This window comes from Tessaracoccus sp. MC1679 (assembly GCF_014164775.1).
Classification (GTDB): domain Bacteria; phylum Actinomycetota; class Actinomycetes; order Propionibacteriales; family Propionibacteriaceae; genus Arachnia.
The window spans coordinates 176281-195507 of record NZ_JACJGB010000008.1 but is presented as its reverse complement, the minus strand read 5'-3'; the positions used below and the strand labels follow the sequence as shown (position 1 = coordinate 195507).

Below are 19227 nucleotides of genomic sequence, written 5' to 3'. Positions count from 1 at the left end.
GACGTCAGCCCCTCCTGGCGTTGCCTTCGAGTTCCAGGATCTCCTCGGCGGCCGCCGCCACAGCGTCCCGCAGCTGCACGTCGTCGGCGAGCGACGGGTCGAGGAACGCGACGACGCGGGCCGCGTCGGCCTGCAGGTCCTCGCCGACGAGCCCGGCAAGGCCCTCACACCGGCGTCGCGCACAGGGGCGCCGTGCCCGCGGAGGTGCAGCAGCCACGCCGCGACCGCCGCAAGGCGGCCGCGGGCACCTCACCGCGCGCCCGGAACGCACTCACCGTCGGCATGATCCGCACGGGCAGTTTCAGTGACCCGTCGCTGGCGATCTGGGCCAGGAGGTGCCGGATGTTGGGGTTCTCGTAGCGATCGAGCAGCGCCCGGGCGTAGTCCTCCCACGGCACCTGTAGCCCGACCCCGGCCTCGGTCCACCACTGCTCAACCCAGGCGCGCAGCGTCGGGTGGGCGATGGCCTCGGACACTGTCTCGACGCCGAGGATGGGCCCGGCGTAGGCCAGCAGCGAGTGCGACCCGTTGAGCATCCACAGCTTGCGCTGCTCGTAGGGCTCCACCTCGTCGACGATCTGGACGCCCGCGGACTCCCAATCCGGACGGCCGGCGGGGAACTCCCCACTGATCACCCATTCGCTGAACGGCTCGGTGGGCACCGGGGAGGCGTCGACGTAGCCCTGCGTGCGGGCCACCTCCACGAGGTCCCCGTCGGTGGTGGCCGGTGTGATCCGGTCCACCATGCTGGTGGCCCAGGCCACGTTCCGGTCCATCCAGTGCACCAGCGAGGGCTGGACGGCGTCGGCGGCATCCGTGACGACGGCGGCGAACGCGGAGCCGTTGTCCGGGATGTTGTCGCAGGGCAGGATCGTCAGCGGCCCGGCGTCGGCGGCGCGGCGGGCAAGCAGGCCCGCCAGGATCCGGGCGGGCACCGTCGCGACGGTGAGAGCGCCGATCCGCTCGGGGCTGAGGTCGCCCCCCTCGACGAGTTCCCGCAGGACGGCAAGGTCGGCAGCGACGGCGGGGTCGGCCAGGTCCAGCCGGCCGTCGGCCGCGCGGTGGTAGCCGGCTTCGGTGACCGTCGAGGTCACGACGGCGAGCTCAGGCGATGCGAAGTAGCCCACGAGCGCGGCGAAATCCGAGGCCGGGTGCACCCGGGAGACCGACGAGATGACCTCGAACGTGTCCCCGTGGGCACCCTTGGTGATCAGCGTGTGGAGGCCGTCCTGCGGGGTGAGCAGGTCCGACATCGTGGGCCGGCGGCCGGTGAACGCCGCGATCCCCCACTCGGCGGCGTCGCTGGCGTGCTCGGTGTACCAGGCCTGGTGTGCCCGGGTGAAGTTGCCCAGACCCAGGTGGACCATGCGGACGGGGGCGGCGGGGCGGCCGAAGCCGGCGCGGGTGAGGGGCGGCAGGGCGGGAGCGGGAGTGGTGGTAGTCACAGCTTGAACACCTTCTTGGGCTGGGTGGAAACAAGATCGATGGCGGTCTCGACGGCCTCATCCATCGCGAGCCGGTGCTCGGCGACGAGGGTGGCCAGGAATGCCGAGTCCACGCGGCGGGCCATGTCGTGGCGGGCGGGGATGGAGCAGTACGCGCGGGTGTCGTCGATGAAGCCGGAGGTCTTGCTGAAGCCGGCGTACCCGGTGACGCTGCGGCGGAAGCGCATGATGGCGTCCGCCTCGTCGATGAACCACCACGGGGCTCCCACGTACATGCCGCGGTACCACCCCGCCAGGGGGGCGAGCTCCCGGGAGTACACGGTCTCGTCCATGGTGAACACGACGACGTGGAACCCGTCGGCGTTGCCGTAGGACGACAGCAGCGGCTGCAGCGCACGGGTGAACTCGACGGCGTGGGGCACGTCGCCGCCCACGTCGGCACCGAACCTGGCCTGGGTGGCGGGGTCGTGGTTGCGCGCGACGGCGGGGTGCAGGGTCATGACCAGTCCGTCGTCGCAGGCCAGGCGCGCCTGGTCGTTGATCATGTGGCGGCGCAGGGCGTCGGCGTCGGGCGCGGAGATGGTGCCGGTCATGGCCTCCGTGAACAGGAAGTCGGCGCGGGCGTCGCTCAGGCGCTCGGTTCCGGCGTCGGCGTGCGAGTGGTCGGTGGACACCGCGCCCTGTTCCTTGAAGAACAGGCGCCGCACCCGCATGGCCTCGACGTGCGAGGCGTAGTCAGAGATGTCGACGTCCGTGACACGGGCCAGGTCCTCGGTCAGCTTGCGCCAGCCGGGGCGGGCGGGCTCCAGGTAGGCGTCGGGGCGGAACGTGGGCACCACGCGCCCGGTCCAGGTGGGGTCTGCGGCCAGCTTGGCGTGCGCCGAGAGGTCCGAACAGGGGTCGTCGGTGGTGGCGATGGCCTCAATGTTGAAGCGCTGGTACAGCGCCCTCGGGCGGTACTCGTCGCGGGTGAGGCACTCGGCGATCTGGTCGTAGATCTGGTCCGCGGTCTCCGCAGACGGGCGGACCGTGACCCCGAAGACGTCGGCGAACGAGGATTCGAACCAGAACTGCACCGGTGTGCCGCGCAGGACCTTCCAGTTCTCGCACAGGAGCCTGAAGCCGGCACGCGACTGCGCCTCGCTCAGCGGGGTGCCGACGGGGACGCCGAGATCGGCGAGGTCCACGCCGGCGGCGCTGTGCAGCATCCGGTTCGCGTAGTGGTCCGGGGTGAGCAGGAGCGTGGTGGGGTCGCTGAACGGGGCGTCGTCGGCGAGCCACTCCGCGGGCACGTGCCCGTGCGGGGAGACGATGGGCAGGTCGGCCACGTGCGAGTAGAGCTCGCGGGCGATGGCCCGCACGCCGGGCTCGGCCGGCAGGAGGCGGTCCGGGTGTGGGGCGAGGCACCGACGAGTGGGACGCCACGTTCGGCCGGCTCTACAAGGGCCTGATCGACGCGGGCCTCCCGTCGCTGATGACCGGCCACATCGCCCTTCCCGCGTACCAGAAGCACTTCAACCCCGACATGACCGACGAGGACATCCTCCCGGCCACCCTGTCGAAGGAGATCAACACCAACCTGCTGCGCGAGCAGCTGGGCTTCAACGGCGTCGTCGTCACCGACGCGAGCCACATGGTGGGCCTCACCGGCGCCATGAAGCGCTCCGACATCCTCCCCACCGCCATCGAGGCGGGCTGCGACCTGTTCCTGTTCTTCAACGATCCCGACGAGGACTTCGGCTGGATGATGGAGGGCTGGAAGTCCGGGAAGCTCTCCGACGTGCGGCTCCACGAGGCGCTGACCCGCATCCTCGGACTGAAGGCGATGCTTGGCCTCTACAAGAAGCCCGGCAACGAGCTGCTGCCGCCGAAGGAGGAGGCGTTGGCGAAGATCGGCCTGCCCGAGCACAAGGCGGTCGCCGTCGAGGTGGCCGACGCCGCCATCACCCTGGTCAAGAACAAGCAGCCCGGGAACCTCCCCATCTCGACGTCCACGTTCAAGCGCATCCTCGTCGTCCCGATCGGCGCCGCGCCCAGCCCCTTCGCGATGATGGTCGACGGCGGCAGCTTGCACCCCGCCGCCAGGTTCGCCGAGAAGCTGCGCGAGCGAGGCTACGAGGCCGACCTGTACGAGTCGCAGCTGGACAAGATCAAGGGCAAGAGCGCCGACGAGGTCAGGACGATCCTGCAGAACGCCTACGCAGGCAAGTCCGCCATCGCCGATCTCACCGACAACTACGACATGGTGCTCTCGGTGGCCAACGTCAACGGCCTTGGCCAGGCCGTGGAGCGGCCCTACTGGCCCGGCACCAAGGGCACCCTCGACATGCCCTGGTACGTGCACGAGCTGCCCACCATCCTGGTGTCGACGGCGTCGCCCAACATGCTCCCCGACATGCCGCAGGTCAAGACCTACATCAACGCCTACGACGACCACGACTTCAACCTCGACATCGTCCTCGACAAGCTCGAAGGGAAGTCGGAGTTCAAGGGCACGCCCAACACCGAGATGTTCCCCTTCCCCGACACCCGGATCTGAGGACCGACGATGACTGACAAGATGCCCGAGCGCGCCCAGGTGCTCCTCGACTTCCTGCCCACGAAGCAGTTCTTCGTCGGGATCGACTCCGACGGCTGCGCCATGGACGCCATGGACATCAAGCACCAGGAGTGCTTCACGCCCTCCTACATCAAGTACTTCGACCTGCAGGCCGCCTCCACCCTGGTCCGCGAGACCGCCCTGTTCGTCAACCTGCACTCCACCACCCGCGGCCAGAACCGCTGGGTGGCGCTGGCCCGGCTGTTCGAGCTGCTCCGGGAGCGGCCCGAGGTGCTGGAACGCGGCGTGAAGGTGCCCGAGGGCGTCGAGCTGCAGAGGTTCCTGGACTCTGGCTACCCCCGCTCCGACCGCGGGATCGCCGAGTTCGCCGAGGCCCATCCGTCAGAGGAGATCGAGCGCTGCATCGCCTGGGGCAAGGGCGTCAACGAGCTCATCGCCTGGATGGTGCACGGCTGCGCACCCTTCCCGGGGGCCCGCGAGGCCATCGAGGCGATGCAGGCGGACGTGGACTGCATGACGGTCTCCGCCACGCCGATGGAGGCGCTCGAGCGCGAATGGCACGAGTATGACCTGGCGAAGTACATGAAGGTGGTCGCCGGGCAGGAGATGGGCTCGAAGGCCCAGCACGTGCACTGGGCTGCCAAGGGCAAGTACGACGACGACCACATCATGCTCATCGGCGACGCTCCCGGCGACCGCGACAGCGCCTTCTCCGAGGGCGTGCTGTTCTACCCGATCATGCCCGGCGGCGAGGCCGAGTCCTGGCGCCGGTTCCGCGAGGAGGCGCTGCCGAAGTTCCTGGGCGGCACCTACCGCGGCGCCTACATGGACGCGCTGGTGGCCGACTTCGAGGCGCTGCTTCCGGAGAGGCCCACCTGGGTCACCGTTTGACGCTTGGGTCCTGTCCCGCGGGCTCCTCATCGATGATGAGGAGCCCGTTGTCGTTCAGAGCGGCCAACTGGGCCGCGACCGCCTCCGTGAGGGAGCCGTCGGGCGGGGTACCGAAGGCCGCCGCCAGTTCGTCGGTGAGCTGGTCGAGGGTGACCGGCCCGTTGCCCAACAGCTCAAGGATGAGGGTGGCGACGGGGCCCAGGCGGAGGACCTTGTCGTCGAGGAGGACCAGGGACTCGCCGTCGACAGGCAGGAAGTCCGTGAGGTCTGCGCACCTGATCACTGTTGTCCCTCCAGGTGGTCGGTGCACCACGGGAGGATCTGCTCCACCTCGCCGTATTCGACGAGGGTGCAGCCGGCGCGACGATGCACGTCGGCCATGAGGTGCAGCGGGCGGGGCAGCTTCGAGAGCGAGGAGGTCTCCGGGGCGATCATGGCCAGGGCGTCGAGGATGGGCAGGGGGGTGAAGGCGGCGTTGTCGCGGCCGGGGGTGCGGCGCAGCACCACCAGGTCAGTCAGCGTCGGAGACGGGGGGGCCTGGAGCAGCCCGAGGTCGTCGGGGGAGTTCTCCCGCTTCGGGTGCCCGTGGTCCGGGGCCAGCGTGATGGGCTTGGGGTAGGGGTGGATCCGCAGCGTGACCGGGTCGATGCCCACCGTCTCGTCGGAGAGGTAGCCGTAGCTCCTCCCGAGGCGGCGGGTGAGCGTGGACTTGCCCGTGCCGCCGGGGGCGACGAACACCAGGGCGCGCCCCGTCTCCGGGTGTGCCACCGCCCCGGCGTGGAACATGAGGAGCTGCCCGGCGCGGGCGGCGATGAACGCCTGGGTGATCTGCTGGGTGGCTGACTCCTGTGAGGAGTTCTTCCTCACGGTGACGTCGGCCTGGGCGGTGGTGTCGCGGGAGAGGCAGCGGGCCCAGAGGTGCCGGACGGCGTCGAGGTCGAGGCCGGAGTCGCCGAGGTCCACTGCGATCCCTGTGCCGAGGCCCGCGAGGGTGAGCGTGTGGGGTGCCTCACTCATCGGAGACCGCGAGCTTTCTCGCCGTGAGATCGGCCAGATATGCGGCAACGTGGGCGTGGATCTCCGTCGCCTCTGTGTCTGTTGCCTCGCTCACCGTGCTGACAATCTCACCTGTGGTGGCGCCGTCGAGGCAATGCCAGATGAGGGCGGCGGTGCCGTCGAGGATCACCACCTCCCCGACGGTGGGGGCCGTGGCCACCACGCGATCCTCGTCGTCCTCCCAGACCACCTCGGGATGGTGGCGGTGCGTCATGCTCTGCCCCCCGTCGAGGTGCGACGGGCGGCCAGCTCGCCGATCAGTCGTCTCCATCGCAGCAGCGTACGCTGAGCGACCTCGCGGTGGCTGGGCGCGTGCCCCAGTTCCGCCTCGAGCAGGGACGGGTCGAAGAACAGAAGCCCCTGGACGACGGCGGCCTTCTTGCCGACGGTGGTGGCGGCCCGCCAGCGGGCCCGCCATTCGTCGAGGCGGCTCGGGTTGCCGTCGCGGAAGTGCTTCCACAACAGGTACTCGGGATGGTCCCTGAAGGCCTCCAGGTCCCCGACGGCGGCCGCCACCCCGATCTCGGCGCCGAGATGTCGCGCCAGGGCGAGCACTCCCGCGCGCTCGTCGACGCTGGCGCGGTCCCAGGCACGACCCGTATCGGGGTGGTGGGGCCCGCTGCGCGCGGAGTGCAGGAGGAGGAGCAGCCGCTGCGCCGTGACCGACGGCGTGGGGCACGGCACGTGGCCCAGGTCGGTGCTGGTGCGGGCCCGCCACAGCTCGTCGAACGCCTCCGGCGCGAGCCCTGGAAAGCGGCGATGAACGTCGGCGTTGCCGAGGGTGGGATGGAAGATGTTCATCGCGTGGCCGAAGGCTGAGCTGGTGGAGAAGCTGGTCTTGCGGATCCAGCCGTGCCTGGAGGCCTCGTCGAGGAAGCGGTGGACGTGCTCGGGGCGGATGAGGAGGTCCGCGTCGCTGCTGTTGCGGTGGATGGTCTCGGTGCGTTCGAAGCTGCCCTCGGCGTCGTGGATGTCGCGGGTGTCGAGCAGTTCCCGCGCGACGGCCGGCCCCTTGACGTGCAGGACGTCCGCCCCGGCCTTGTCCGCGATGCGCTGCAGCACGCCGTGGGTGAGCCGGAGCCGGACGTGGAGGGAGGGCTCTTTCGTCATCGCAGGGTGTCGAGGTAACGGCGGAGGGCTTCGGTGCCGTCACTGGGCTGGAAGCCGGTGGCCTTGATTTTGGCCAGGTCGAGGGTGCTGTGTCGCGGGCGGGGGGCGGTGACCTTGCCGGCTGAGAAGGTCGCGGTGTCTGTGCGGGTCACGCGGCCCTGGGCGCCGCGGGCGTCGAAGACGGCGGTGGCCACGTCGAACCACGACATCGGGTCGCCGTCGGAGGTGACGTTGTAGCTGCCGGCGGGGGCGCCCGTCTCGATGAGGTGGAGCGTTGCCCGGGCGAGGTCGTCGGCGAAGGTGAGCCTGCCGAACTGGTCGTCGACGACGGCGGGGCTGATCCCGGAGTCGGCGAGGCGGGCCATGGTGCGCACGAAGTTGGGGCCGTCTCCGATCACCCAGCTGGTGCGCAGGATGTAGTGCCGGGGCAGGGTGGCGACGAGCGCGTCGGCGGCGGCCTTGGAGGCGCCGTAGGCGCTGAGGGGGGAGAAGGGCTCGTCCTCGGCGTGGGTGTCGCGGGTGCCGTCGAAGACGTAGTCGGAGGAGACGTGCACGAGGGGGAGCCGGTGGCGGTTGGCGGCTGCGACCAGGTTGGCAGTGCCGGTCACGTTGACCGCCCAGCAGGCAGCCCGTCCGTCGGCTTCGGCGGCGTCGACGGCGGTCCAGGCGGCGGCGTTGATGATCGTGGAGGCCCGTCCCCACGGGAAGGCGGCGACGGCGTCGGCATCGGTGATGTCGAGTTCGTCTCGATCGAGGAATTGGGCGTCCGGAAGGAGCCGGCGCAGTGCCTGGCCGAGTTGGCCGCCGGCCCCGGTGACGACGGGGCGGGGCCGGGGCATCGGGATGACGTCGGCGAGGGCCGGGTGGGTGCGGTCGGCCTCGGAGACGATGGCCGATTCGAGGGGCAGGGGCCAGGCGATGGCGGGGTGGTTGAGGTTGGCGAATGTGTACTGGGACTTGGTCTCGGCTGACCAGTGCTCGTTGACCAGGTACGAGTAGCAGGTGCCGGCTTCGAGGGCCTGGTAGGCGTTGCCCACGCCGCTGGGGGTGAAGACGGCCGTGTCTGGGCCGATCTCGTGGGTGACCACGGTGCCGAAGGTGTCGCCCTCGCGGAGGTCCACCCAGGCCCCGAACACGCGCCCGGTGGCGACTGAGACCAGCTTGTCCCACGGCTCGGCGTGGATGCCGCGGGTGACGCCGGCCTCGGCGTTGAAGCTCATGTTCTGCTGCACTGGCGCGAAATCGGGCAGCCCGAGGGTCATCATCTTGGCGCGCTGCCAGTTCTCCTTGAACCATCCGCGGGCGTCGCCGTGGAGGGGCAGGGTGAGGATCAGGAGGCCGGGGATCGAGGTTGAGGAGAGGCTGAGCCCTGCGACCCCCTCCCCTGGGCGCACAGCGTTGGTCACGCGGCCAGCCTAGCCGGTGGATGCCTTGGCGCTCGCTCCATCCTCGTCAGTAGGCGCCGCGCGAGCTCACGACCGCGCGGAAGGTGCGCAGGAGGATGACGATGTCCTGAAGCATGGACCAGTTGTCCACGTAGTAGAGGTCGAGACGGACGGTGTCGTCCCACCCGAGGTCGGATCTGCCCGACACCTGCCACAGGCCCGTGATGCCTGGCCGCACGTCCAATCGACGCCGCACATGAGTCAGGTAGAGCGCCACCTCCTGCTCCATGGCCGGGCGCGGCCCGACGAGACTCATCTCCCCTCGCAGCACGTTGAACAGTTGGGGGAGTTCGTCGATGGAGAAGCGGCGGATGAAGCGCCCAAAGGGGGTGATGCGGGGGTCGTTTCTGATCTTGAACAGGGCACCCTCCGCCTCGTTGGCCTCCTCGAGGCCGTCGGCCCGGATCTGCTCGGCGTTCTGCACCATGGAACGGAATTTCAGCAGTTGGAACGGCTCTCCTCCCATGCCCACGCGTTGCTGCCTGAAGAGCACGGACCCGCCGTCGCCCAGCTTGATGACGAGGGCTGTCACCAGCATGAGGGGGGACAGCAGGACCAACAGCAGTACTGAGGCGACCAGGTCGAAGGCTCGCTTGGTGAACCTGAGGGACCGCTCCGCCTGCGGCTTCCCCACGTGCATGAGCGGGAGTCCGGCCACGGGCGTCACGTGGATGCGCTGGCTGGAGATGTCGGTCATGGCGGGGACCACCACCATCTCGGCGCGGTGGCCTTCCAACTTGCGGGCCATCTCGTTGAACTCGCGCCCGCGTCGGACGGAGCCCGTGGTGAAGATCACGGCCCGGGCGCCTGTGCGGTCGATCACGCTCAGGAGGTCGTCGAGGGTGCCCACCTCGTCGATGTCGCTGTCTGACCTCGCGTCGACGTCGATCGACTCGTCGTCGGGCGGAGCCACCACGCCCACCGGGGTGTAGCCGAGCCACGTCTCCCTCCGCAGCACGGCCACGACGTCGTCGACGGCGCCACTGTCCCCGACCACCAGGGTGGGCAGGCAGAAGCGACCGGACACCCGCAGCTGTTGCAGGATCCGCCTCGCGGTGAGGCGCCCCAGCAGCAGGGCGGGGATGCCGATGGCCACCAGGATGGCGACGAACCCCCTGGACAGCGGGTAATTGAAGATGAAGGCGAAGAAGCCCAGAGCGAGCAGGAACAGCAGCGATGAGTTGAACACCTGGCGGTACTCGGCCACCCCGAAGCCCCAGTGGCGTGGGCGGTATGCCCCGCCGAAGGCCAGTGCGAGCAGCCATCCCACCACGATGAGTGGGGCAACGGGGATGACGAGTTGCTCCGCGTCGTTGATGCTCCGGAGGAATGGGACCCACCTGCGCAGCGCCACCGCGGCGACCGCAGCAGCAGAAATCAGGGCAGTATCCAGGGCGACGATTGCCCAGCGATACAGATTGCGCATAGTGCTCCCCAACACCCCCCTCCGAGCACTCTAGCCAGTGGGTGTGGCGCACGCCGAATCCTCGACGGTGCGTGCCGTGCGGGCGGTGCCTATACTCGTGAGGACCGCGGGGCGGCACCCGCGATTATGTCCGGGGGTTCCGCACGTGACGCTCATCGACTTCGTCCGCTTTCTGCGCCACGACGCGCGCCTGATCGCGATCACGACCCTGCTGGGTCTCGCGACCGCGGCGGGCTACGCCTACCTGCAGCCGGTGGTGTACCAGTCGAGCGCAACCGGCATCGTCGTCGCCGGGGACAACACGAGCGTCGGTGGCGCCATGAGCGGAAGTGCGCTTGCCCAACAGCGTGCGGCGGTCTACGTGGCCTTGGCCGGGACGGCGGCCGTGCGGGACCGCGCCGCGGAGGCGCCCGCCATCCAGGAGAACCCGGCGGCAGCCAACGGGTCGATCAGCGCCAGCGCCGTGACCGGCACGCCCCTGCTCACGGTCAGCGCCACCGGCGGTTCGGGAGAGGAGGCGCGGCTTCTGGCCGACGCCGGACTTGAGGCGCTCGCCGCCGAGGCGCTTGCCCTGGAGACGCGCACCCCCACTGAGGAGGGGACTCCGGCGAATCCGGACGATGTCGCGGTTCGGATCGCGACGTACAGCCCCGCCTCCGCATCCTCCGAGCCGGTCTCGCCGAACTGGCTTCGACTCCTCCTCATCGGGACCGGCGCCGGGCTCGGGCTGGGGCTCGCCGTTGCCTTCGCCCGCTCGAAGCTGGACGTGCGGGTGCGCACCATGGCCGACGTCGAGGCTGAAACCGGGCACGGAGTCCTCGGCGTGATCCCGGACACCAAGGAACTGTCCGAGGCGCGCACCGGAGCGAGCATCAGCCTGTCCAAGCTCGGTCCGGCCGGCGAGGCGCTGCGCCAGCTCCGCACCAACCTGCGCTACGTCAACATCGACTCGCCGCCCAGGTCGATCGTGGTTACCTCGGCCAACCCGGGTGAGGGCAAGTCCACCATCTCGTCGACTCTCGCGGTGCTGATCGCGCGGTCAGGGCAGCCTGTGGTGCTCATCGATGCCGACCTCCGCAAACCGGTGCAGCACACGATCTTCGGCGCGGACAACGCCATCGGGCTGTCGCAGGTGCTCGTGGGCGACGTGTCGGTGGAGGACGCGTTGCAGCGCACCAGCGAGCCCAATCTCATGGTCCTCACTTCCGGGAAGGTGCCGGCCAACCCGTCGGAGATGGTGGGGTCGCGGCGCATGAAGACGCTCCTGGCCAGCCTCTCCAAGCACTACTTCGTCATCACCGATGCGCCGCCCATCCTGGCCGTCACCGACGCGGGCCTCCTGACGGCATCCACCGACGGTGCGGTCCTGGTGGCCCGCGTCGGGAAGACGCACAAGGAGCAGTTGCGGATGGCCACGAAGCTGCTCAAGCAGGTGGGCGGCTCGGTCCTGGGCACGGTGCTGCACCGGGCGCACCGCAAGAGCATGGGGGAGGTTGTGTACGGCGCCGGGCATGGCGGCGCCTACCAGGCCTACTACGGCACCGGCGACACCCAGCTCTCCGAGGAGGACGCGGCGCCCATCACCGTACGGCGAGCCACCCCCGCCCCGGAGCCGCTCGAGACGGCGCCCCAGGTCCCGGTGGCCGTGCCTCGGTCGGCCAAGCGCAGCGCGGGTCACTGACCGCCGTCGGCCTCCGCCTCAATCCTCGTGCGTGCCGCGCCGTGATACGCCAGGTACAGTCCGAGGGCCACGGCGATGGGTGGGCTGGTCAGGGAGAATCCTATGTTGAACGAGACGATGATGCCGCAGATCAGCGCGGCCTCGGCCCACACCGGCCGGTCATTCGACGGTAGCTGGTGGAACATAAGGAAGACGCCGACGATCAGGGCGATGAGAAGGCCCATGGCGATGAGGCCGCCCTCGGTCTGCATTGCCCGGTAGCTGTTGTGGAAGAACAGTGTGGTGCCCCTGATCGGCACCTCCGCCGTGCCAAGCCCCTGGCCGAGCCAACCCGCATCCCGCACCATCTGCTGCTCGGCCAGTGCGAGGGCTTCGCGGAGGTCGTCCGAGCCCTCGCGGTCGGAGAACCAGCCGCGGGCCTCAGCCAGTGCGTCCACCCATGCGTAGAGGGCGGCGGATACTCCGAGCGTCGCGATGCTGGTCAGTCGATTCATCCGCGGGGCACACAACACCCAGAGCGTGGCGACCGCGTAGGCGAACAGGGTGGTCCGGGAGACGGTGAGGAGCACCCCGATGCCCACCACCGCCCAGAACGCGAGCCGGGCCCGGCGGGTGCGAATGGACTGGATGACCGCGAAGCCGAGCGTGGTGAGCACGTAGCCAGCTGCGTTCGGGTCGCCCAGTACGCCGGTGAGTCTGCCCTCGTAGCTGCTGCTGGGAATGAGCGCGGCGCTGAACGCCAGTGCGATCAACATGCCAATCACCACCCCCCGGCTGACCGAGCGGACGTGCAGCCGTCCAGCGCCGAGCACGGCGGCCACCGCGAAGAGGATGATGATGTTGACGGAGCGCCGGAGCTCGCCCAGCCCGTGCACCCAGAGCGTCCAGCCCACCAGCCAGAGCACCAGCCCCGTCCCGGCCAGCGAGACGAGAAGGCTGCCGGCCCTCCACCGCGCGCCGGCCCACACTCCGATGCCCACCAGCCCGAGACAGGCCAGGGTGTTGACCGGCAGGGTCAGGGACGGGATGAGGAACTCGACTCCCCGCACGGGGATGAGCATGCCCAGGAGAAAGACGGGGATGACGATGTCACCCCATTCCTGCAGCCAACGACTCTCGGGAGGCGCGTCCGTCTCGGGAAGGGTTGTCACGGTGGTGTCTGAAGTGCTCACCGTGGCCTCCCGTGGTCCGTTCCGTCCGACGAGTGTGGCACAAGCTCGGCCACATGCCGCCTCAGGGCCGCGGCGAAGTGCGCCTCGTCGAACGCCGTCACGTGCGCCCGGATCGCGGAGCGGTCCCAGGTGCGGCCGCGGTTGGTGAGGACCGCCCGGGCGATGTCATCCGCGGCGGCAACGTCGAAGAACGAGCCGTTGACACCCTCCCTGACTGTGTCCAGGTAGCCGCCCGCGCGCAGGGCAAGGGTGGGGGTGCCGAGCATGCCCGCCTCCAGTGGGGTGAGCCCGTAGTCCTCGAAGCTGGGGGCGATCAGCGCCTCTGCCGTGCTGTACGCCCAGGCCAGTTCGCCGTCGGACAGGCCCTCGAGCATCCGGACGTTAGCGGGCAGGGTGCGGCGCAGCTGCTCGCGGAGGGGTCCACGCCCGACGACGACGAGGCGCTCGTCAGGCAGGCCGCGGAACGCGTCGATGACCGTGCCCACATTCTTGTAGGGGAGCAGCCGGGAGACCACCAGGTGGAACGAGGGCCAGTCAGCCAGCGCCCCGATGGGCTCCGGCAGCACCGCGTCGTGGACGGCCGGGGGAGCCGGTACGACGGTGGCGTCTAGGCCGTACACGTCCCTGATCCGCTCACGGACCACGGTGGAGTTCGCGAGGTAGCGGTCGGCGGACCTGGCGGCTCGCTGGTCCCACCGCACCAGCGCGGGACGCAGCGCGGAGAGGGCCCACCCCACCGGGGATCTGCCCGCCGGCGCACCCAGGTAGTCCTCCACGAGGTACAGGAATCGTGCCGGCGAGTGGCAGTAGACCAGCTTCCTTCCGGTGGTGCGGAAACCGTGGGCGAAGGCGGTGGTGGAGACCAGCAGCACGTCGGCGTCGATCACCGGAGCGCGCGAGATCGAGGGCTGGTACAGAGGCAGGCCGATCCGGTGGTCCTTGCGCAGCACCCCGAGCCTGTTGAGCGCAGTGGTCAGGATGCGGGCCTGACAGAACTCGGGGAAGGTACCGTCCGGGTCGTAGACGGTGGTGTGGATCTCGGCCTCCGGGAAGGCCCTCAGCATGGCGAGGACCACGCGCTCCGCGCCTCCGCGCTGGGTGAGGTAGTCGTGGGCGATGGCGACGCGGGGACGCATCAGTGGGTCCTTCTCTTGTCTGGAGCCCCGTAGCCCGCCAGTGCAGCAGACTCCACCACCAGCGCGATGAGCTTGCGCGAGACCGGGCGGGGGAGCACTGCTGCGGCACGGTCGACGCCCCGGGCCAGGGTGGCTGTGCGTCGTGGCGTGAGTCCCCGGGCGAGCGCCTTGACCGCCTGATTCCAGGCGCCGGCCTCGAGGTCCCACGGGTCCCCCAGCACGTCCGTGCCGTGGCGACCCGAGAAGATCCGTCGGGCGGCGCCCGAATCCATCCCCCTCCTCGCTCTGATCTGCGTGGTCACCGAAGCCATGTGATGGCGGGTCTCGAGTTCGCGGACCAGCCGGACTGGAACGCCGGCCCGGTGCAGCCGGTATCCGTAGTCCACGTCCTCGTAGCCGTAGCCGCGGAAGTCGGTGCTGTAGGGACCCACCTCCTCGTGGACGGAGCGGCTCACCGAGACGTTGCCGCCCCAGTAGCGCCAGGTGCGCTCCGGGGGGCTGGCATAGGCCTGTCTCCGAAACTCGGCGTCAACGTGCTCGCCGTAGGCCCGCCAGTAGGGGGTGGGGAGACAGACGTTGAGTGGAAGGCCGACGACGCCGCACGGCTCTCCCTGATGGGCGCGTCGATGTTGGGCCACGTAGTCAGGCCGTGGCTCCATGTCGTCGTCGCACCGGATCAGCACGTCGCCGGCTGCGGATTCGAGGCCGGCGTTGAGGGCGGCCACGCGCCCGCGGTTCTCCGGGAAGACGATGGACCTCACCGGGAGTTGCCGCTCGTAGCGGGCCACCACCGAGGCCGAGTTGTCGATGTCGCCGTCGATGACGACGATGGCCTCCCAGGAGGGGTCGTCCTGCGCGGCAAGGGCCGAGAGCAGGGTGGGCAGGCGCTGGGCGCCGCCGCGGCTGGGGATGATCACTGAGGCGAGCGTCATGCCGATCGTTCCTCCCACCGGGCCAGGTAGTGGGTGAAGCGGGCCACCCCCACATCTGGAGAGTAGAGCTCCTCCCACCGTCGGCGAGACTGCTCGAGGTGCGCGGGTGTGTAGCCGGCGACGGCGCGCCCGATGGCGCCGGCCAACGCCTCGGCGTCGCCTGCCGGGGCGACGAACGAGGGATCGTGGCCCGTCACCCGGGGGAGCGCCCCCGCGTCGGTGGTGACGAACGGGCAGCCGGCCGCCATCGCCTCGACGGCAACCAGCCCGAAGGACTCGGGCGCCACGGACGGGAAGACGGCCAGGTCCACCTGCCGGAAGAAGTCCTCCGGGTCCACCCAGCCCAGTCGGACCGGGGCCGGGGAGAGCGCGCCGAGGGCGGCCTCGACGCGGGTCGCATCGGACGTGCCGGCGTACAGGGCCGCGCCGCCCACAACCAGGTGGAGGCGACCAGGGGAGCGGTCCTGCAGGAGCCCGAGAGCCTCCGCCAGCACGATGGCGCCCTTGGCGGAGGTGAGGCGGCCGAGGAAGCCCAGGCGAGTCGGCGCGCCATCCCGAGGCGGCAGATGCGGGGCGAAGGCGAAGTCCCTGGTCCAGTTGTACAGCGTGCTGGTGGCGGCGCCCAGCTGCTGACGCATCCACTCCGACGGAACCAGCACATCGTCGGCCCCCTTCGTCGCCAAGGGGAGGAGCGTCCGCAGCCGAGGCGACGGAAGTGAGTGGAGATGCACCACCCGTCGGGGGATCCCAGCGGTGGCCACGCTCGGCCGGAGGCCGTTGCACCAGAGGAGCTCCGGCGCGCTGGCCAAGGCCCAGCGTCGGAGCCCGCGCAGGTATCCGGCGGCGGTGCGTGCGTGGATCTCCACCGTGGCGAGGCCCCGGGCAACCGCCGCATCGAGCAGGGATCCCGGCGGGCAGACCACCCGCACGTCTTGCCCGGATGCGCGTGCTGCCTGGGCCATGGCCAGCAGCATCACCTCGCCGCCGCCCATCCCGCCCTGGTTGGCGGCGAACGTCACGGTGGTCATCGAGGGAGCCGATCGTAGCTGTCGGCGATCTGTTGGGCCATGGACGCGACGGTGGGCCATCGCTCCGGCAGAGAGGGCCGCCGCGCGGGGAGGGTGGCCTGCTCTTGCATGACGTCGGCCACGCGGGGGATGTCGGCGGAGTCCACCATGCAGTGGGCCGGCAGGATCTCCGGGTTGCCGCCCACCGGGGTGGCCACGACGCCCAACCCGTGGGTGACGGCGTCGAGGATCGAGTACGACGCGTTCTCCCACACCGAGAGTTGCAGCAGGACGTCGTGGGAGGCCAGTGCGGCCTCGGGGTGAAGGTGACCAGGGAAGGAGACCCTGTCGCCGAGGCCGAGGCGGGCTGCGTGAGCCGTCAGCGCATCCCGGTCTGGCCCGTCCCCGGCGATGGTGAGGGTGGCGCCGGTCTCCCTGGCGGCGATGGCGGCGAAGGCCTCCAGCGTTGCCGCAAGCCCCTTCTCCGGGGCCAGCCTGGAGAGGGTGAGGAAGCGGTGCCCCGGTAGCCGCGGTGGCGGCCCGGACGGGTCGACGCCGTTGTGGATCACCTGAACGGGCCTCGGTGGGCGCCAGGCGCGCACCATTTCCTGCTGAGTCGAGCGGCTCACCGCGATGAGCGCCGAGAAGCGGCGGACGCGGAGACGGTGCAGGACTCGTCGGACGGCAGCCTTGGCTCGGCCGCCGTGGTACAGGCGTGAGTCTGAGGCGATGCCATGCTCGGTGGACACCAGGTGGACGGGCAGACCCGCGGCAGCGGCGACAACCAGGAAGTCGGCCCGGGCCAGATGCGAGTGCACGACGCGTGGCCGGACCTGCCGCACGAGGGCCCGAAGGGCTTGAACTGCTCGACGGGGCGGCCCGTCGAGCGGTAGCTCGTGCGTGACGACGCCGAGCCCCCTCAACTCCTGGACAAGCGGCCCGGAGGGTGCCGCCACCTGGAGTTCATACCCCGGCAGACCGACGCGGGCCACGTCGAGGACGTGGCGGGCAACGCCGGCGAGGTTGCTCACCGGCACCACCCACACCGCCACCGCGCTCACGTCAGAACCACTGCTCCAACCGGTCGAGGGCTGTCCAGAATCCCTCGCCGTTGTTGGTGTGGCCCATCCAGATCTCCGGAATGAAGCCGACACCCGGCGCCAGCCGGTCCAACTGCTCCGCCAGCACGGGCCAGTCCACCTCCCCCTCGCCGATCTGCGGGCCCTCCCCGTCCACACCCTCGGCGTCGACGATGTGGAGGTGTTCGGTGAGCGGGGCCAGCGCCTCCACGTAGGTGGAGAAGGGCATCCTGTGGAAGTTGGCGGCCAGCTTCGAGTGCGAGATGTCCAGTGTCAGGCGCTGCCCGTACTGCTCGCAGAAGTCGACGGTGTCCGCCAGGCCCATGAACAGGTTGTGGTACTGCTGGCCGCCCATCAGCCAGGGGAACGGCGGCAGCGTCTGGGCGGTCAGGCGCACGTCGGCGGTGTCGAGCCGATCGATTGCCTGGGCGATACGCGCGTACATAGCGGGCCGCTCTGACGCGTCGACGAAGCCGTCGGCGGTGAAGCCGCCCATCGTGGCGATGACCACGGGCGCCTCGTCACAGGTGAAGTAGCGCGTGAGTCCCCGGGTGATGTCGATCACCTTTTGCGTCTCGCGGATCGACCGCTCCCACACCGCCTCGTCCGGGCTGGCGAGGTTGATGATGAAGTCGCCCGCGTACAGGTCGGGCGTGTGGCAGGTGAACGCCATGGGCAGGCGCCGGGTGAAGATCTGGTCGATGTCCATCTCCACGTCCTTGTAGGAGAAGTGGAACTCCAGGAAGTCGGGGTTCGTCCCCTCCATCAGCTTCGCGTAGTCGTGGTAGCGCACGGGGAGGCCCCATGGGCGGCGGAAGGAGTAGTGCCTGCCCTGCGACACCGCGTCCGTCAGATCCCCGGGGTAGAAGAAGTCCCCCTCCTCCACCGCACGTCGTGCCGTGCGGCCCACCAGGGCCTCCAGGCGGTTCGGCTGCAGTCCGCGGCCCGGCGACTTGACCGTGACGTCGTCGCGACCGATGCGCTCGCCCACCCCGATGCGCCGGGTGGCCACCAACGACTTCGCGAGGTTCACCCGGTTCATGGATTCGCCGGTGGAGACCACACGCGCGTCGCCAGTGCCGAGCGACTCCTCAAGTTCGCGTATCCGCGAAACCATCTGACGGAACTCGCCGGGCAGCAGCGACACCTTGTGGTCGCTGCCTTCGAGGGTCTGGTCGATGGTGAAGTGCTTCTCGATGATGCGCGCGCCCATCGCGACGGCGGCCAGCGGCACGTGGTACCCGCGCTCGTGACCGGAGTAGCCCACAGGACCGCCGCTGATCTCCGCCAGACGTGCGAGGTACCGCAGATTGATGTCCTTGAACGGCGCCGGGTAGGTGGACTGGCAGTGCAGCATGGCGAACGGCGACCCCGAGCCGCGGAGGAGCTCGGCGGCCTCGATGATCTCCGCCTCCGTGCTCATGCCGGTGGAGACGATGAGCGGGAGACCGGTGGCGAACATGTCGGCGAGCAGGGTGTGGTTGGTCATGTCGGCGGACGCAACCTTGAGGCCCGGGATGCCGTAGTCGGCGAGCACCTTCACGCTCGGCGAGTCCCACGGTGTGCAGAGGACGTCGATGTCGCGGGCCCGGCAGTGGTCGAAGACCTCGACCAGCTGCGCGGCGCCGAGCGAGTACTTGGCGAGCAGGTTGAGCGTGTACTGCGCGCCGAGATCCTCGCCGCCGGTGGCGGCCCCGCTCTGCCGGTAGAGCGCGTCCATGTCGCGGAGCTGGAACTTCACGACGTCGGCGCCGGCGTCGACGGCGAGGTCGACCAGTTCCTTGGCGAAGCCGACGTCGCCCTGGTGGTTGTTGCCGATCTCGGCGATCACGAGGGCCGGGTCGTCGGCGGAGACCCGATGCCTGCCGATGTGGAACGCGCGCCGGTCGTTGCTGGCGACGGCGACGAGGCGACCCTGCTGGTCGAGCATCGGGATGTGGCTGATGGCGCCCGCGATGAGGGCGGCGATCTGCTGGTGGGGGTCGTCGATCCTTGCCCGGACGCAGCCGGTGTTGGCGGCCTGGCGGGACGGGGTGTCGAGTTGGGCGTCCGAGGTGGAGATCAGCCAGCGGCGCACGTCGCCGTCGGTGAGCGAACCGAGCAGGTGGCCGTGGGCGTCGACGACGAACGCGATGCGCGACTTGTTGGCGTCGATCTTGCGCAGCGCGCTCAACAGCGGCTCGTCGTCGCGGACCGCGTACTGGCCCACGTGTCGGTCAATGATCATCCGGCGCCCCCCCCCCCGAGGTGTCTCTTCGTCCACCTCATAGGGGGTGGATCACCCCTA

At 69.9% G+C, this 19227-nt stretch carries 18 protein-coding genes; 3 read left to right on the top strand and 15 right to left on the bottom strand.

Annotated elements, in window-relative coordinates:
• Positions 1-4 precede the first annotated feature (4 nt).
• The 3 genes from H5398_RS16905 to uxaC are packed head-to-tail and all read right to left on the bottom strand — an operon-like array spanning position 5 to position 2806.
• On the bottom strand, positions 5-217 hold the full coding sequence (locus H5398_RS16905) for a hypothetical protein (RefSeq protein ID WP_220489489.1): 213 nt from the start codon (positions 215-217) through the stop codon (positions 5-7).
• The gene (locus tag H5398_RS14385; RefSeq protein WP_220489487.1) at positions 165-1445 is read right to left on the bottom strand and encodes a mannitol dehydrogenase family protein; all 1281 of its coding nucleotides are present in this window, start codon (positions 1443-1445) and stop codon (positions 165-167) included. Before H5398_RS14385 ends, H5398_RS16905 begins: the two co-directional genes overlap by 53 nt.
• A complete protein-coding gene (gene uxaC / locus H5398_RS14380) occupies positions 1442-2806 on the bottom strand; it encodes a glucuronate isomerase (RefSeq protein ID WP_370586138.1) in 1365 nt (454 codons plus the stop codon). Before uxaC ends, H5398_RS14385 begins: the two co-directional genes overlap by 4 nt.
• A gap of 32 nt (positions 2807-2838) precedes the next feature.
• On the opposite strand from uxaC, the gene H5398_RS14375 reads away from it, so the two are divergent.
• The gene (locus tag H5398_RS14375) at positions 2839-3984 is read left to right on the top strand and encodes a glycoside hydrolase family 3 protein (protein ID WP_182800492.1); all 1146 of its coding nucleotides are present in this window, start codon (positions 2839-2841) and stop codon (positions 3982-3984) included.
• 9 nt (positions 3985-3993) lie between these two features.
• Positions 3994-4896 carry an HAD family hydrolase gene (locus H5398_RS14370; RefSeq protein ID WP_182800491.1) on the top strand — a complete coding sequence of 301 codons (903 nt, stop codon included), beginning with the start codon at positions 3994-3996 and terminating at the stop codon, positions 4894-4896.
• Here H5398_RS14370 and H5398_RS14365 read toward each other — a convergent pair.
• The 6 genes from H5398_RS14365 to H5398_RS14340 are packed head-to-tail and all read right to left on the bottom strand — an operon-like array spanning position 4886 to position 9933.
• Positions 4886-5179, bottom strand: coding sequence for a PqqD family peptide modification chaperone (locus H5398_RS14365; RefSeq protein ID WP_182783156.1), 294 nt, complete (start codon positions 5177-5179; stop codon positions 4886-4888). The genes H5398_RS14370 and H5398_RS14365 overlap by 11 nt on opposite strands.
• Entirely contained in the window at positions 5176-5913 is a 738-nt protein-coding gene (locus H5398_RS14360) for a hypothetical protein (protein WP_182800490.1), read from the bottom strand. The genes H5398_RS14365 and H5398_RS14360 overlap by 4 nt, the downstream gene beginning before the upstream one ends.
• Entirely contained in the window at positions 5906-6166 is a 261-nt protein-coding gene (locus H5398_RS14355; RefSeq protein ID WP_182800489.1) for a PqqD family protein, read from the bottom strand. The genes H5398_RS14360 and H5398_RS14355 overlap by 8 nt, the downstream gene beginning before the upstream one ends.
• A complete protein-coding gene (locus H5398_RS14350; RefSeq protein ID WP_182800488.1) occupies positions 6163-7062 on the bottom strand; it encodes a 2-nitropropane dioxygenase in 900 nt (299 codons plus the stop codon). Before H5398_RS14350 ends, H5398_RS14355 begins: the two co-directional genes overlap by 4 nt.
• Complete coding sequence (locus tag H5398_RS14345; RefSeq protein ID WP_370586137.1) at positions 7059-8468, bottom strand: sugar nucleotide-binding protein; 1410 nt, start codon at positions 8466-8468, stop codon at positions 7059-7061. The genes H5398_RS14350 and H5398_RS14345 overlap by 4 nt, the downstream gene beginning before the upstream one ends.
• Before the next feature lie 46 nt (positions 8469-8514).
• Positions 8515-9933, bottom strand: coding sequence for a sugar transferase (locus H5398_RS14340; protein ID WP_182800487.1), 1419 nt, complete (start codon positions 9931-9933; stop codon positions 8515-8517).
• Between the two features lie 145 nt (positions 9934-10078).
• Here H5398_RS14340 and H5398_RS17905 point away from each other — a divergent pair, with 145 nt between their 5' ends.
• Positions 10079-11614 carry a polysaccharide biosynthesis tyrosine autokinase gene (locus tag H5398_RS17905; RefSeq protein ID WP_182800486.1) on the top strand — a complete coding sequence of 512 codons (1536 nt, stop codon included), beginning with the start codon at positions 10079-10081 and terminating at the stop codon, positions 11612-11614.
• Here the strand turns inward: H5398_RS17905 and H5398_RS14330 are convergent.
• From H5398_RS14330 to H5398_RS14305, 6 genes are read right to left on the bottom strand one after another with little or no spacing between them, the layout of a single operon-like run.
• Positions 11608-12786 carry an O-antigen ligase gene (locus H5398_RS14330; RefSeq protein ID WP_182800485.1) on the bottom strand — a complete coding sequence of 393 codons (1179 nt, stop codon included), beginning with the start codon at positions 12784-12786 and terminating at the stop codon, positions 11608-11610. The two genes, H5398_RS17905 and H5398_RS14330, sit on opposite strands and share 7 nt — an antisense overlap.
• Positions 12783-13922, bottom strand: a complete 1140-nt coding sequence (locus H5398_RS14325; protein WP_182800484.1) for a glycosyltransferase — start codon at positions 13920-13922, stop codon at positions 12783-12785. Before H5398_RS14325 ends, H5398_RS14330 begins: the two co-directional genes overlap by 4 nt.
• Positions 13922-14854 carry a glycosyltransferase family 2 protein gene (locus tag H5398_RS14320; protein WP_182800483.1) on the bottom strand — a complete coding sequence of 311 codons (933 nt, stop codon included), beginning with the start codon at positions 14852-14854 and terminating at the stop codon, positions 13922-13924. The genes H5398_RS14325 and H5398_RS14320 overlap by 1 nt, the downstream gene beginning before the upstream one ends.
• Entirely contained in the window at positions 14851-15882 is a 1032-nt protein-coding gene (locus tag H5398_RS14315) for a glycosyltransferase family 4 protein (RefSeq protein ID WP_182800482.1), read from the bottom strand. Before H5398_RS14315 ends, H5398_RS14320 begins: the two co-directional genes overlap by 4 nt.
• Entirely contained in the window at positions 15879-16922 is a 1044-nt protein-coding gene (locus H5398_RS14310) for a glycosyltransferase family 4 protein (RefSeq protein WP_182800481.1), read from the bottom strand. The genes H5398_RS14315 and H5398_RS14310 overlap by 4 nt, the downstream gene beginning before the upstream one ends.
• Position 16923: 1 nt before the next feature.
• Positions 16924-19167: an N-acetylneuraminate synthase family protein gene (locus tag H5398_RS14305; RefSeq protein WP_182800480.1), complete on the bottom strand. Its 2244-nt coding sequence runs from the start codon at positions 19165-19167 to the stop codon at positions 16924-16926.
• Positions 19168-19227 lie beyond the last annotated feature (60 nt).

Bases quoted from the DNA above. Each gene is read 5' to 3' on its own strand.
- H5398_RS14315 (WP_182800482.1), bottom strand. From the start codon at position 15,882: ATGACCACCGTGACGTTCGCCGCCAACCAGGGCGGGATGGGCGGCGGC.
- H5398_RS14320 (WP_182800483.1), bottom strand. From the start codon at position 14,854: ATGACGCTCGCCTCAGTGATCATCCCCAGCCGCGGCGGCGCCCAGCGC.
- H5398_RS14355 (WP_182800489.1), bottom strand. From the start codon at position 6,166: ATGACGCACCGCCACCATCCCGAGGTGGTCTGGGAGGACGACGAGGAT.
- H5398_RS14340 (WP_182800487.1), bottom strand. From the start codon at position 9,933: ATGCGCAATCTGTATCGCTGGGCAATCGTCGCCCTGGATACTGCCCTG.
- H5398_RS14370 (WP_182800491.1), top strand. From the start codon at position 3,994: ATGACTGACAAGATGCCCGAGCGCGCCCAGGTGCTCCTCGACTTCCTG.
- H5398_RS14325 (WP_182800484.1), bottom strand. From the start codon at position 13,922: ATGCGTCCCCGCGTCGCCATCGCCCACGACTACCTCACCCAGCGCGGA.
- H5398_RS14305 (WP_182800480.1), bottom strand. From the start codon at position 19,167: ATGATCATTGACCGACACGTGGGCCAGTACGCGGTCCGCGACGACGAG.
- H5398_RS14350 (WP_182800488.1), bottom strand. From the start codon at position 7,062: ATGACGAAAGAGCCCTCCCTCCACGTCCGGCTCCGGCTCACCCACGGC.
- H5398_RS14360 (WP_182800490.1), bottom strand. From the start codon at position 5,913: ATGAGTGAGGCACCCCACACGCTCACCCTCGCGGGCCTCGGCACAGGG.